11 protein-coding genes are annotated in these 13161 nt (G+C 63.5%); 3 read left to right on the plus strand and 8 right to left on the minus strand.

The annotated features are described in order from the left end of the window. Position 1: 1 nt before the first annotated feature. Both ACE2AA_RS13680 and ACE2AA_RS13685 read left to right on the plus strand, forming a co-directional pair. Positions 2–655: an invasion associated locus B family protein gene (locus tag ACE2AA_RS13680; RefSeq protein ID WP_162515847.1), complete on the plus strand. Its 654-nt coding sequence runs from the start codon at positions 2–4 to the stop codon at positions 653–655. Positions 656–740: 85 nt separating this feature from the next. Continuing rightward, positions 741–887, plus strand: a complete 147-nt coding sequence (locus ACE2AA_RS13685; protein WP_141302144.1) for an AlpA family phage regulatory protein — start codon at positions 741–743, stop codon at positions 885–887. A gap of 722 nt (positions 888–1609) precedes the next feature. Here the strand turns inward: ACE2AA_RS13685 and holA are convergent. From holA to ACE2AA_RS13705, 4 genes are all read right to left on the minus strand, one after another. Continuing rightward, complete coding sequence (gene holA, locus ACE2AA_RS13690) at positions 1610–2629, minus strand: DNA polymerase III subunit delta (RefSeq protein WP_395370148.1); 1020 nt, start codon at positions 2627–2629, stop codon at positions 1610–1612. 5 nt (positions 2630–2634) lie between these two features. Then, positions 2635–3492: a hypothetical protein gene (locus tag ACE2AA_RS13695; RefSeq protein ID WP_141261997.1), complete on the minus strand. Its 858-nt coding sequence runs from the start codon at positions 3490–3492 to the stop codon at positions 2635–2637. A 3-nt stretch (positions 3493–3495) separates the two neighbouring features. Next, positions 3496–6129 carry a leucine--tRNA ligase gene (leuS, locus tag ACE2AA_RS13700; protein WP_395370151.1) on the minus strand — a complete coding sequence of 878 codons (2634 nt, stop codon included), beginning with the start codon at positions 6127–6129 and terminating at the stop codon, positions 3496–3498. 103 nt (positions 6130–6232) lie between these two features. Then, positions 6233–6766 (minus strand): DUF3576 domain-containing protein, encoded by a 534-nt coding sequence (locus ACE2AA_RS13705; protein ID WP_141261999.1) that lies wholly within the window; start codon positions 6764–6766, stop codon positions 6233–6235. A 218-nt stretch (positions 6767–6984) separates the two neighbouring features. On the opposite strand from ACE2AA_RS13705, the gene ACE2AA_RS13710 reads away from it, so the two are divergent. Next, positions 6985–9033 carry a fibronectin type III-like domain-contianing protein gene (locus ACE2AA_RS13710; protein WP_395370152.1) on the plus strand — a complete coding sequence of 683 codons (2049 nt, stop codon included), beginning with the start codon at positions 6985–6987 and terminating at the stop codon, positions 9031–9033. 153 nt (positions 9034–9186) lie between these two features. On the opposite strand, the gene ACE2AA_RS13715 is transcribed toward ACE2AA_RS13710, so the two are convergent. The 4 genes from ACE2AA_RS13715 to hemW form a co-directional block, all read right to left on the minus strand. Further along, positions 9187–10248: a transglycosylase SLT domain-containing protein gene (locus ACE2AA_RS13715; protein ID WP_395372216.1), complete on the minus strand. Its 1062-nt coding sequence runs from the start codon at positions 10246–10248 to the stop codon at positions 9187–9189. A 32-nt stretch (positions 10249–10280) separates the two neighbouring features. After that, the gene (locus ACE2AA_RS13720) at positions 10281–10724 is read right to left on the minus strand and encodes a DUF1489 family protein (RefSeq protein WP_141262001.1); all 444 of its coding nucleotides are present in this window, start codon (positions 10722–10724) and stop codon (positions 10281–10283) included. Positions 10725–10738: 14 nt separating this feature from the next. After that, positions 10739–11803, minus strand: a complete 1065-nt coding sequence (locus ACE2AA_RS13725) for a nucleoside hydrolase (protein WP_395372217.1) — start codon at positions 11801–11803, stop codon at positions 10739–10741. Positions 11804–11915: 112 nt separating this feature from the next. After that, positions 11916–13088 carry a radical SAM family heme chaperone HemW gene (gene hemW, locus ACE2AA_RS13730; protein ID WP_395372218.1) on the minus strand — a complete coding sequence of 391 codons (1173 nt, stop codon included), beginning with the start codon at positions 13086–13088 and terminating at the stop codon, positions 11916–11918. Between the last annotated feature and the right edge of the window lie 73 nt (positions 13089–13161).

A 13161-nucleotide genomic window follows, 5' to 3' on the forward strand; every position in this document is an offset into this window, starting at 1 on the left:
CATGAAAAGAACGACCGCGCTGGTCGTTGTCCTTGCCTCGGGGATGCTGGGCTGGGGCGTGGCCCATGCCGAGCGGGCGCGTTCGGGCAAAAATGCCGGGTCAACTAACGTGGCGGCGGCGCCTTCGGCACCCCCGGTGGAAACCGGGGTGAAAGCCGCACCCGCCATGGAAACCCTGTCACAGACATCGGGCCCATGGCTTGCCCGCTGCCTGTATCCACATGGGGGCACCAGTGGTCCGGCGTTATGCACCGTACAGCAGCGACTGGTTGCGCAGAACGCGCGGAAACAGCCGGTCGTGATGGGTGCGGTGACATTCAGCCGGGAACGCGCGGCGGGAGCATCCTCGCTCGGGCCTTATACGCTGATGGTGGAACTGCCGCAGGGGCTGGCGCTTGGGAAGCCCGCGACAATCGCGGTGGATGGTGGGGTGGCGATCCCGCTGTCATGGATGACCTGCATGGGGGCGGAATGCATTGCGAACCATCCCGCGCTTTCCGATGCGGTCCTGGCGGAATTCGGTCATGGCAAGACCGCGCACCTGCGGTTCACTGCGCTGCATGGCAGGGACATAACGCTGGAACTGACGCTGAGGGATCTTGATACGGCCATGGCGACCCTTGCCGGATGGGCAGGCAGGAAAGGCACGATGTAGAGCATTTCTGTTTTTTGAAGAAGGTTCTCCACAGGAGTTTCCAGATGCGTGGACACACTCTGTGACGGCACACTATTTCTGGAATATGAACACATTTACTTTTGATGATGGAGCTTTCGGGCATCTGCTGACGCTCCGTCAGGCCCGGGAAAGAGCTGGAATCGCGCGGACAACCGTTTATCGACGCATCAAGGAAGGCACTTTCCCGGCATCCGTTCGGCCGCAGGTCTGAAGCCTTCAAGAAAGAGGTCAGTTCACTACCGGGTGATAACGCGCCGTGCTGCAAAATGTTGGGCGCGGCTATAACTCGCTTTGACCCTGTCTCGCGAAGAATGGGTCAGCATCATATCGATCATTGGTCTGTCAGACGGTCTTCGTTCATTCATGATCGTCAAGCAGGACGACCGGAAGCCGTGCAGGGCTGAAGACAGCTATATCCCCCCACTTTCCAAACCGGAGCCCCAGGCGATCCTTCCAGATGATGCGGATTGGGGAGGGCGGACAGGACTCGAAACATGGGAAAATGGCATATCAACGCCAGTTTCGGGACCAACTGGAACGGTTTGGGAGTGTATGTTGGTGTCCGCGGCGGGATTCGAACCCACGGCCCCAGGATTCATACCACTTCGGCTTTCACCGCCGCCATAGGGGTATGGCGTTCGTGGTCTGGACTGTCCCTTCACCATAAACCGCATGCGGTTGACAGGTGCTGCCCATCCAGTCTCTACACCTTGCCGGAAAACCGGCCTTGGCTCGGGATTGGCACGGCAATTGCCAGAGCGTTCCCCGAATTTGAGCAGATCCGCCACGTGGTTTCCCGTCGTGACGCCCAATTGCAAACCAGGAATCCTGTGCTCTATCCGGCTGAGCTACGCGGACACACCCGATTTTTCTAAACGAGGCCGTGCAACGCGGCAAGATGTTTCACGAACAGGAAGGGAATATTTTCGTTCCTCAATGTCGCCTGCGCATCTGCTGCGCCTGTGCGCACAGGCGGGCGACATGGCGCAGGCAGAGTACGACATCGGGGCTGCCGGTCTGTTTGCAGGCCAGTTCCAGCGCCTGTGTTTCTTCGGCTGCGTGCAGCAGGGCGCTGGCCGACCATATCGTCATGGCCTGCCCGAAGCTGTCGGTGCGTTTGAAGAATACGGGGGGACGCAACTGCCGCATGGCATCCACCCGGCTGGCCCCCCCATCCATTGCAAGTCGTGCCCGGCGTAGCCGGTGGATGTGCGACAGCAGCACGCGCGTCAGGGCGATGGGGCTGCTGCCATCGGTGGTCAGCGCGCGTTCGGCTGCGGCATCCGCCCCCCTGCGGTCCCCCGCCATGGCGGCAAAGGCGGCATCTTCCAGTGATACGCCTGCCGCGTCCCCAACGCAGGCACGCACATCCTCCAGCCCCAGCCTGCCACCCCTACCCGCGAACAGGGCCAGTTTTTCTACCTCGCTACGTGTCGCCGCGCGGTCCGGGCCCGCGCGTTCCACCATCCACCCCAGCGCATCGGGGTCGATACCGACCTCCTGCGCCGACAGCATCTGCCGGATGGCGGCTTCCAGCGCCCGTCCTTCTTCTGGGTAACAGCCAATAACCCCGCATTGCCTGTCCTTTTCTGCAAAGACGCGCAGTCTGGAGCGCGAGGCAAGCCCCGGGGCTTCCATGATGATTAGCGTATCGGATGACCGGGTCAGGCTGCGCTGTAATGCCGCCAGCACACTGTCGCCCGCTTCACGCAGCCAGACCACCCGCCGCCCCCCCGTCAGGGCGAGAGCGGTTGTTTCTTCCTCCAGCCGGTCATGGTCCTCACGGCCCAGAATGGCGACGCGGAAGGGATCCTGCAGGTCGGGACAGACCGCTTTCGCCGCTGTCGTGGCCCGTTCACGGATCAGGCCCGCATCTTCCCCATGCAGGATGATGGCCCGCAGCGTCCCCGGTGCCTGCAGGGTTGCATTGGTGCTGCGGGCATCGACCTTCATCGGATCTAGTCTCCACCGCCTATGCTGATGCCCGAACCGGGGACGGTATCGCTATCCGGTGACGTGGCGCCGGACCGCGAACCGCCCTGGCCACTACCCGAGGTGGATTGCGGTATGTTGTCCATCGGCCCGCTTTCGGTGGTCAGGCTGTTGCCTTCGTTGTTTTCCTCATTCAGCTGGGAATCTGTCCGGCCTGTCGCCAGTGCTGGCAGGCCATCCGCCCCAGGCTGCTGGGACGGCATCTGGTTATTGGGATTGATGATGCTGTTGGGATCGACATAGCGTGGCTGGTTCTGGCCATTCGCCGTTTCATCCACCGCCGGGGTGGCATGGGTACGGAACCATGTCGCAACCTGCTGCGTCACCTGATCGGCCATGTTCTTGGCCACACGGGTGCGCACGGTTTCCAGGTTCAGCGTCAGGGCGAAATACTGTTCATATGTATTGTTCACCCCATCCACAACTGACGCGTCCCCCCCCGCCAGCAGGCGCGGCGTATCCCCCAGCAGGTAAAGCTGCCAGTGGGCGAAGGCGGTTGTACGCGTGCGGCCGCTGGTATTGTCCGCATGGATATCCACGGCTTCGTTCATGAGGTAGGTGCGGATCTGCAGTGCATAGCGGGTCGGATTTTCCGGTGACGCCCCGCTCAGGTCCTGCTGCAGGAACTGCCGCAACTGCTGGCCGTACCGTTCCTTGATGACCGGTACGTACACTTCCTTCAGTTCCGCCAGCACATCGGTCACGGTGGGTTTGCCATCCGCACCGATATGCTTTCCCGTCGTCTTGTACATGGGCGAAAAGCCGCACCCCGCCAGCAGCAGCAGGGTGCCCAGAATGACGGGATGACGGACAGGACGGGTCATGGACTATTTCGCGACCACGAAGTTGACGATCCGGCCCGGCACGTGGATGCGTTTTACGATCCGTGCCCCTTCCAGCAGGCGCGCGACATTCGGCTCGGCTTCCGCCATGGCAATTACCTTGTCCGCAGGCAGGTCGGGCGCCACGGCAATGGTGCCGCGCAGCTTGCCCATGATCTGTACCGCAATGGTCAGTTCATTCGCCTTCAGCAGATCGGCAATGGCGACCGGCCAGGTGCGTTCCACCACCGGCTGGCTGCCGGGTTCAAGGTGCGCCATCATCGTTTCCGCCTGATGGGGCACCATCGGTGCGCTCAGCAGCGCCAGCGTGGTGGCGGCTTCGCGCCGGGCGAAGGCCATGCCATCCTCGTCCGCCGTCTTTTCCGCTTCGGCCAGGGCGGAGGTCAGTTCATGCAGGCGCGCGACCGCCACGTTGACACTGAAGGTTTCCAGCGCATCGGTCACCGCCGCAATGGTGCGGTGGGTGACGCGGCGCAGGGCATCGGCATTGCGGGACAGTGTTGCGGGGCATGCCGCGCCCGGCTGGGTCTGTTCCGCCACGGTGCGGACAATACGGAACAGGCGCTGCAGGAAGCGGGCGGCTGCGGCAACGCCGGATTCCGTCCATTCCATGTCGCGTTCCGGCGGGCTGTCGGACAGCACGAACCACCGCGCCGTATCCGCGCCAAAGCGTTCGATGATGGCGACGGGGGCCACCGTATTGCGCTTGGACTTGGACATCTTTTCCACGCGCCCGATGGTGACGGGCGCACCATTGTCGCGGCGCACCGCCCCATCGCCCCGGCGCTCGACTTCTTCGGGGTAAAGCCAGTTACCTTCAGCGTCGCGGTAGCTTTCATGGTTGACCATGCCCTGCGTGAACAGCCCGTTAAAGGGCTCATCCACGTGCAGGTGACCTGTTTCATGCATCGCGCGGGTAAAGAAGCGGGCATAGAGCAGGTGCAGGATCGCATGTTCGATCCCGCCGATATACTGGTCCACCGGCAGCCAGCCATCGGCTGCGGCAGGCACGGTAGGTGTCGCGGCATGCGGCGCGGTAAAGCGGGCGAAATACCATGAACTGTCAACAAAGGTGTCGCAGGTATCGGTTTCGCGCTCGGCAGGCTTGCCACATTTGGGGCAGTTCACATGTTTCCATGTCGGGTGGTGGGCCAGCGGGTTGCCGGGACGTTCAAACGTCACGTCCTCGGGCAGTTTGACCGGAAGCTGGTCATCAGGCACGGGCTGTGCGCCGCAATCCGTGCAATGGATGACGGGAATGGGGCAGCCCCAGTAACGCTGGCGCGAAATGCCCCAGTCACGCAGCCGCCAGTTGACGACGCCCTGACCGATTCCCATGCCTTCCAGCCGGGTAATCGCCTCCTTTTTCGCGGCTTCGGTGTCCAGACCGTCAAGGAAACCGGAATTGAACAACGTGCCGTGCCCGTCACATGCCTTGTCAGCCATGGTGAAGGTGGCGGCGTCCGCCCCTGACGGCAGGATGACGGGGGTGACGGGCAGGTTGTACTTGCGCGCAAAATCAAGGTCGCGCTGGTCGCCGCACGGGCAGCCGAATACCGCACCCGTGCCGTAATCCATCAGCACGAAATTCGCGATCCAGACCGGGAAGGACTTATCGGGCATGAACGGGTGGCTGACCCGCAGGCCGGTATCGAAGCCGCGCTTTTCCGCTGTTTCGATCGCTTCTTCCGACGTGCCCAGACGCTGGCATTCGGCAATGAATTCCCCTGCTGCCGCGTTTTTCGCCGCAACCCTGGCCGCCAGTGGATGATCGGCAGCAATGGCAAGGAAGGACATGCCGAACAGCGTATCGGGACGGGTGGTGAACACCTCGACCGAATCAAGATCGGTATCGAAACCGGCGGGTGGTTCATGCAGGCTGAAACGGACCTTCGCCCCTTCGGACCGGCCAATCCAGCGTTCCTGCATGGTGCGCACGCGTTCGGGCCAGCGCGGCAGGGTGGACAGGCCATCAAGCAGTTGCGGGGCGAATTTCGTGATCTTGAGGAACCACTGCGACAGCTTCTTCTGTTCGATCAGCGCACCTGAACGCCAGCCGCGCCCATCGACCACCTGTTCGTTTGCCAGAACGGTGTTGTCCACTGGGTCCCAGTTGACCCAGCTTTCGCGCCGTTCAACCAGTCCGCCCCTGAGCATGTCGAGGAACAGCTTCTGCTGCTTGCCATAATATTCCGGCAGGCAGGTTGCGATTTCACGGTCCCAGTTGAATGAAAAGCCCAGCCGCTTGAGCGTCGCGCGCATGGCGGCGATGTTGTCCATCGTCCACTGACCCGGATGCACACCGCGTTCGCGCGCCGCGTTTTCCGCCGGCAGGCCGAAGGCATCCCAGCCCATCGGGTGCAGCACGCTGAAACCCCGCGCACGTTTGTAACGCGCCACCACGTCACCCAGCGTGTAGTTGCGCACATGACCCATATGCAGTTGACCCGACGGGTACGGGAACATTTCCAGTACATAGTATTTGGGCCGGTCGGCAGGGGGGACGTCGGGGACATTGAAGATGCCTGACGAGGCCCAGCGTTCCTGCCACTGTGGTTCAGCCGTGTGGAAGTCATAGGCGGGGGTGGCGCTGTCCGGTGGGGTGCTGGTTTCGGTCATCTTCTTCTGGTTCGGTATGCGGTGGGCAGGGATATCCCCGCCGGAAAGGTGCGGGTTGCGCGCACGCGCTACCCGGTGGATCGGCAACAGGCCGGGCAGGGGATTAGTGCTGCCCGCTATCGGTGCGCAACTGGCGCGCGCGTGTCAGGATACGCGCGGTGATGTCGGATACGGTATTGGCCGCGACCGGGGTATCGACCCACTGGTTGTCCTGAAACACCTGACGGAACACCGATACGCGCACCGCGTCCGAACGCAGGCTGCGCGACAGGATGAAGCAGGTGATCTTGAACCGTTCATCCTTGGTCGCGGGCGGCGTGTACCAGTCCGTCAGGATCACGCCCGCCACTGCATCGGCGGAAGCGAAGGGCATGAAGGACAGCGTATCCAGCGCACCACGCCACAGGAAGGCATTGACCCCGTTGCTTTCCAGCGGGGTTGAGCCGCCATTGGCGCCCCGGTCTTCTTTCAGCAGGCGATTCTGGGGAATGGCCAGCCCGCTTTTGTCGTGCTGTGGCGCGCTGCCACAGCCCGCCAGCAGGCTTATGGCCAGAAGTGCAGGGGCTGCCGCGCGTGGCAGCAGGTGGTGGCCCGAAAGGGCGGCGGGAGGGGCAAAACTGGGCGGACGAAGGGTCATGATGCCTCTATGGACGCCGGGGATGGCCCCCGCATGTGGTAATCCAGCCATGCGCCTGAACTGCCGGCCATGCCGGGCAGGGTACGTTCTGGCCTGTCGCGTTATCCGTTCTTCATATCCTGCCCCGCCTGTCCCGCCAAGTCGCACGGCCACTTTACCCTGCGTTGCGTGACAATCCGTGCCCACAGGCGCAAAAATGGCGTCATCTTTCAACAGCAATGGGACATGAATTGAGACATTCAGCCAAATGGTACGTCGCCACCCTGTGCATGGGTGCTGTTTTTCTGCCGCCATACGTCATGCAGTCCCACGCGGCCGCGGTGGCGGGTGGTGGCACGGGGGCGTCCCACGCGGCGGACATGGCGGGACGTATGCAACCTGCGGAACAGCAGGCGGTGGTGCAGGCCCGTCCCGCCCCGGCACCCGGGACGGGGGGGGCCGCTGACCTGCTGGCATGGCCGGGCGTACCCCGGCTGGGACTGCCGGTACTGCGGATGCCTGATTTTGCAGCATCTGCCGCGCCCGCTGCTGGCGCTTCCCTCCCGCCATTGCCATGGCTGGCGCTGGCCGCGACATGGGATCCCGACCTCGCCCGCCGTGCGGGCAGCGCACGGGCAAGGTCTGAATGGCAGCAGGCGCGTGCGGTGCTGCGCGTTGGCGGTGTTGACCTTCTGCCATCAGGACGCCTGCAGGCAGGCGAGGACCAGGTCCTGGCCGGTAGCATGGTGGGCATGATCGGCGCGGGACTGCTGGCGGGGCATGTCCTGCCGGTATTCGGTTCGGTCACCAGGGAAGAACATGCCCGTGCCGATGGCGCCGTGCCCGACCGCACGACGCAGGTGCCCGTGGCCCGCCTTGCATCACAGAGCCTGCTTGGCGTCGCCATGGCGCTGGAAACCGCCCATGGGGGCGCAATATTGTGCGGTGGCCTGGCACCATGCCAGACCGTAACCGGGCTTGGGGCCATGGTGCATGATGCATGGCGTTTTCCCGGTATGGTCATGACGCCGCCCGGTGGGGCCGGCATGATCAGGGATGCGGATATCGCCCCCACGCTGGCCGCCGTGGCGGCGGGGGTGGATATGGAACAGGTGGCACAGGACGAGGGCAGTCATGATGTCTTCGGCGCCGCCCTGCGGCAGGCGGTGCGCGATGGCAGCGTGAAACCGGCGCAGGTACAGGCCATGGTCATGCATATCCTCGCCTCGTTCTACATGTCGGGCAGTCTCGATCATCCTCCCTCTTTCGCCAGTGTGCATAATGGAGCGCAGTCCACATCCGCCGATACGCTGATGGCGGATGTGGAGGCACAGGGCGCGGTCCTGCTGCAGAATGAAAACAGGGTCGTGCCGTTTGATCCCGCCTGGGGACCTGTCCTGATGCTGGTCCGTCCCGCGCTGCGCCCGGCTGCTGAAAAACTGGCGGACGCGCTGCGCCATACGGGGCTGAACGTGACGTTGTCCGTCACGACGGAAGGGGCGGGCGCCCCGGGCACCCTGCCGCCCGCCACCGCACAGGCCGCGCGCACGCTGGTGCTGAGTGACGGTAATGACGACAACCGGATGATTTCCACGCTGGCGGAAATGGGCGGCCATGTCGCCGTCGTGCTGGTGGCTGATGACCCTGACCGGCAGATGCCATGGCTGGATACAGTAGACAGCGTGGTGCAGGCATGGGCGTGGCGGGATGAATATGCCCAGCCGCTGGCGGCCCTGCTGTCGGGACAGCAGGATTTTTCCGGTCACCTGCCGGTCACGCTGACGGGTGGATTCTACCCGCCGGGCATGGCGGATGCTGATTATCGCGCATTCACACGCGCCCATGTCATCCCGCTGTTCCCGTTTGGCTATGGCCTGTCAACGCATGGGCACCTGACGTTAAGCGATCTGCGTGTCGTGCGTGACGGGAACCATATGATCGCAAGCTTCGCCGTCACCAATCCCGATGATGCGCCGGTGCGCGCGGTGCCGCAGCTTTATGTGGAAATGCCCGATGACCTGCCCGGTGCCGGTCGCAGGCTTGCCGGCTGGCGCAGCGTCATGGTGGCCCCGGGCCATACAGTGCGGCTGAGCGTGCCGGTCAGCCTGCGGCTGGTGGGGCAGTGGAACCCGGCGGGTGGTAACTGGACCGTGGCGGCGGGGGATTATACCCTTTCGCTCGGGCTGTCTTCCGTCATGATGATGCGGCATGCGACGCTGCACCTGCCCGCGCTGCATGTGCCCGGTGCGCTGGACAGCACGCCCGCCCCGGCTGTAACGGCTGAATAGGCGATAAGGTGGCCTGCGCTGATGCGACGTCTGTTTGAAAATTAAGAAGTTTCTGGAGAAGCTTTTTTTCAAAAACTTCGAGGAACACCGCCTTGGGAAAAGGGGGCAAAAACTTTTGTCTTTTTCATCAATAAATTAGATTCGGGCGTACCCTTACTGTCCCGGCCGGATCACGGCGCAGGGCAGCCCCTGGTTTTTCAGTGTGGCGCAGGCCTGCGTGGCCGTTGCCTGTGACAGGCCGGCAAGGCGCGCGCGATAGATCACGCCGCCAGCAGGCTTGTTGACCGGGATGACCATGCTGCGCGCGCCCTGCAGGGCAGCGAAATCTCCCTGCCGTGCCATGGTTGTGGCGAAGCGGGCCTGCCCTTCGGCGGTGAAGGCCCCGACCTGCACCATCCATGCGCCATAACCGGTCCCGGCGCTGGGCGCGGGTGCGGCGGCGGTGCGGGCATCGGTATGGCATGTGGTGTTGGAAGGGTCATACGCCAGGTTGGCGTCCTGCACGCAGGCGGTACGGTGCTGCACGGGAGCGGGCGGGTTGAGGGTGGCGTACTGGATATAGGTATGGTCGGGCTGGATCTTGGTATTGACCGGGCCGAGTGCTGGCGGGTTGGCTGCAATGCGCTGGCCTGCGCCCCCATAGACCGCCAGTGGTCCGCTCAGTGCCACTTCGTTGCCAAGGTTGGGGGTAATGATGCGCAGGTAGCGCACCGTCTGGCTGGGCAGGGGACGCCCGTTTTCAAGATAGTCATTCACCCGCTGCGTGCCTGCGTTATAGGCCGCAAGGAACCCCGGCGCGCCATACAGGCCGTACAGGATGCGGATATAGGCCGTGCCCGCAAGGATGTTGTCATGCGGGTTGTACGGGTCGGAACCAAGGTGGTTGCGGCGCTGCATGTCGGCATAGGTCGGTGGCATGAGCTGCATGAGGCCGATTGCCCCGCTGGCCGAACGGGTCAGGTGCCCGTCGATATATTCATGGCCGCCGGATTCCTTCTGGATCACGGCGCGAATCCATTCCTGCGGCACGGCAAAACGGGTGGAGGCATCGGCAATGTAGGGCTGCCACGGGTCCGTCTCGGGACCAGGCGCGCGATAGGCGGCCTTGCCCTGGTAATAGCTGTTGTAATGGGATGTCCTGCTTCCCCCACTCCCTGAACTGGCGCAGGCGGCGAGGCCGATGCCGGTCAGCGCCAGCAGGCCAAGGCGCGTCATGCCCCGGAGGGAGGGAAAGGTTAAGGGCATGTTCAGATCAGGCACAGTTCCGCCAGTTCGTTGCGTAGGGCTTCGGGCAGCACGTCGCCCGTATGGCTGTTGGCCAGCAGGTCGGCCGGCGCGTCTTCGGGCCGCAGGTAGCGCCACCCCTGAAAGGGACGCATGGCGCGGGGCTGGACGGGAATGATGTCGGGCGCCATGACCACCAGCGCGCAGGGCGTGCCGTCTTCACGCGTATCTGGCTGGATGGCGGTAATGCGCTGGCGGCACAGGATGCGCCCCGCGATTACGCGGTAGATCGATCCTCCATCGAGTATTTCCGCAGCCCGGCGGGGATACATGCGCGTGCGGAACCATGGCATGCCGGCAGCACTGGTGCCGTCCAGATCATCGACTGGCGGGGTCTGGAGGGACTGGCGCGCGGCCAGATCCTCGATGGACTGGATGCCAACCGCCAGCTTGACCATGTGCAGCATGCGGTGCGTGCCCCTCAGTGGCCCTGCAGCGGCAGGTCAGCCTGTGCCTGCCGTGCGAAGGTGTCACGGAAGCGGTCGGCGTCAATGCTGCGCACGATATGCATGGTGCGGATGGGGCTGTCATGCGGGGCAAGCGAATCGGGAACGACGAAGGCATGGCCGTAATGCGGGCCACGGCTGGTGTCGATATCCATGCGGGCGTCCACGGCTGATGTCACCAGCGAAGGGTCGGCTGCGATGGCGGTCGTCATTTCATCCCACATGGGCAGGGGATCGTAATATTTCCCGATATAGTCGGTCAGCGCGGTCTTCTTTTCCGTCAGCCGCGCCAGGTACTGTTTCGACAGCATGAGGTCGTTGGAAACGCTGCCCACCACGGTAATCTGCTTCCACGGCGCGGTCAGTGTGATATGGGCGGCCTCGGGATCAAAGATCATGTTGAAATCGGAGGCGAAATCCGCATTGCCGGTAATGGACATCATGCTGGTGTCCAGCATGCCGCCCATGAAGACAAGCTGTCTGGCCGTTTCGGCAAAGGTCGGGTCCTGGCGGATCGCCAGCGCAAGGTTGGTCAGCGGACCTGCTGCGACAATCGTGACCTCATGCGGGTGGGCATGCACCTGCTCGATCAGGAACTGCGCCGCACTCTGCGCCACGGGGGCCAGGTGCGGGGCGCCTTCCTTCATGGCCGGAATGACGGGCTGGGTATCGGGGGCCTTGTCGATCGGGCCGAGCGCACCCCATGCGCCTTTCCACGGAATGCTGCCATACTGCAGTTCATGCAGCTTCATTTCGGCGCGTGTGTTGACCAGCGGATAGACCGCGCCATCAGCCACCGGCACGTCGGTACGACCCATGATTTCCAGCAGGCGGCGCAGATGCGCCGATTCCGCGTTTTCCCATCCATCCCCGCTTACGACCGTGAAGCCCAGCACGCGCACATGCGGGTTGGCCAGCAGCGGAATGATGGAAAGCTGGTCCGACCCGCCCGGACCAAGGAAGTCATTATCCTCGATCACCAGTTCCGGCCCCGTCGTGGCGGGAGCCGGGGCGGCAAAGGCGGAGGTGGTGACCAGCATGATTGCCGTGGCGCATGCGGCAAGCCGCGCGGTCAGCGAAAGGGCGGATGAAAACACGCGGCGTACTCCATTGGCTTTCGGGTGGCAGGAAGCCATCGTATTGCCAAAATGGCTAAAGCACCAGCGCGGCCAGCAGGCTTTCCAGCCGAAGCCTGCCCGCTTCCGTGGCCCGCAGGGTATGCTTGATGGGATCAGTGACCAGATAGCCTTCCTCGATCGCAGCCGTCATGATGTCGGCATCGGTCGCGTCGCGCACCGTCATGCCGGTGCGGCGGGTAAACCGCGTGGTGGAAATCCCCTCCGCCAGACGTAACCCCATCAGCAGCATTTCGCGTGCCCGGTCGCGGTTATCCAGCCGTTCTTCCGCATGGGCGCCGGTGCCGGTGTGCTCCACCCGTTCCGCCCACGGTTCGGGTGCGCGGTGGCGGCGCGTCGCACAGGTTACGCCGTTACGGGTCAATCGCCCATGCGCGCCCGGACCAATGCCCAGATAGTCACCATACCGCCAGTAGGTCAGGTTATGGCGGCTTTCAGCACCGGGGCGGGCGTAATTGGATATTTCGTACCCCAGCAGCCCGTGGCGACCGGCTATTTCAGCCGTCAGTTCGTACAGCCGGGCCGCGTCATCCCCATCCGGCAGGCGGAAGCGGCCCTGACGGTACAGGCTTTCAAATCTCGTGCCGGGTTCAATGGTCAGCTGGTACAGTGACAGGTGATCAGACACCAGCGACAGCGCCGCCTCCAGCTCCGTGCGCCATGCGGCTTCATCCTGCCCGGGGCGGGCGTAGATCAGGTCGAATGATATCCGGTCGAACAGGCTGCGCGCCGTCTCCAGTGCGGCAATGGCCTGTGATGCGTCATGCTCGCGACCCAGAAAGCGCAGGGCTTCGGCATCAAGGCTCTGGATACCGACGGAAATGCGGTTGATCCCCGCATCACGGAAGGCGCGCAGCCTGCCGGTTTCCACGCTGGTGGGGTTGGCCTCCAGCGTGATTTCGACATTGTCCGTCAGGCCGAACAGGGCGCGGGCATCCCCAATCAGCCCGGCCACCGTTTCGGGCGCCATGAGCGACGGCGTGCCGCCACCAAAGAAAATGGAGCCTATGGTCGGGCGTTCGCTCCGGCTGTCGCCCATGCGCGCAGCCTCATGCGCCAGTTCGCGCCGCAGGGCCGCGCCAAAGCGCGCACGGGGGATTTCATCGCGCACATGGCTGTTGAAATCGCAGTACGGGCATTTGGACAGGCAGAACGGCCAGTGCACATACAGCGCCAGCGGTTCCGCCATGCTGGATGCGGGATTGTGTAAAAACCCTGCCAAGGCGACTCCTTGCAAACTATCAGAAGTTTTTGGTGAAGCT

The organism is Komagataeibacter diospyri, from assembly GCF_043995075.1.
Lineage (GTDB): Bacteria > Pseudomonadota > Alphaproteobacteria > Acetobacterales > Acetobacteraceae > Komagataeibacter > Komagataeibacter diospyri.

Coding starts and splice junctions, on each gene's coding strand:
- ACE2AA_RS13680 (WP_162515847.1), top strand. CDS start 2: ATGAAAAGAACGACCGCGCTGGTCGTTGTCCTTGCCTCGGGGATGCTG.
- ACE2AA_RS13685 (WP_141302144.1), top strand. CDS start 741: ATGAACACATTTACTTTTGATGATGGAGCTTTCGGGCATCTGCTGACG.
- holA (WP_395370148.1), bottom strand. CDS start 2,629: ATGAAGGTCGATGCCCGCAGCACCAATGCAACCCTGCAGGCACCGGGG.
- ACE2AA_RS13695 (WP_141261997.1), bottom strand. CDS start 3,492: ATGACCCGTCCTGTCCGTCATCCCGTCATTCTGGGCACCCTGCTGCTG.
- leuS (WP_395370151.1), bottom strand. CDS start 6,129: ATGACCGAAACCAGCACCCCACCGGACAGCGCCACCCCCGCCTATGAC.
- ACE2AA_RS13705 (WP_141261999.1), bottom strand. CDS start 6,766: ATGACCCTTCGTCCGCCCAGTTTTGCCCCTCCCGCCGCCCTTTCGGGC.
- ACE2AA_RS13710 (WP_395370152.1), top strand. CDS start 6,985: ATGGGACATGAATTGAGACATTCAGCCAAATGGTACGTCGCCACCCTG.
- ACE2AA_RS13715 (WP_395372216.1), bottom strand. CDS start 10,248: ATGACGCGCCTTGGCCTGCTGGCGCTGACCGGCATCGGCCTCGCCGCC.
- ACE2AA_RS13720 (WP_141262001.1), bottom strand. CDS start 10,724: ATGCTGCACATGGTCAAGCTGGCGGTTGGCATCCAGTCCATCGAGGAT.
- ACE2AA_RS13725 (WP_395372217.1), bottom strand. CDS start 11,803: ATGCTGGTCACCACCTCCGCCTTTGCCGCCCCGGCTCCCGCCACGACG.
- hemW (WP_395372218.1), bottom strand. CDS start 13,088: ATGGCGGAACCGCTGGCGCTGTATGTGCACTGGCCGTTCTGCCTGTCC.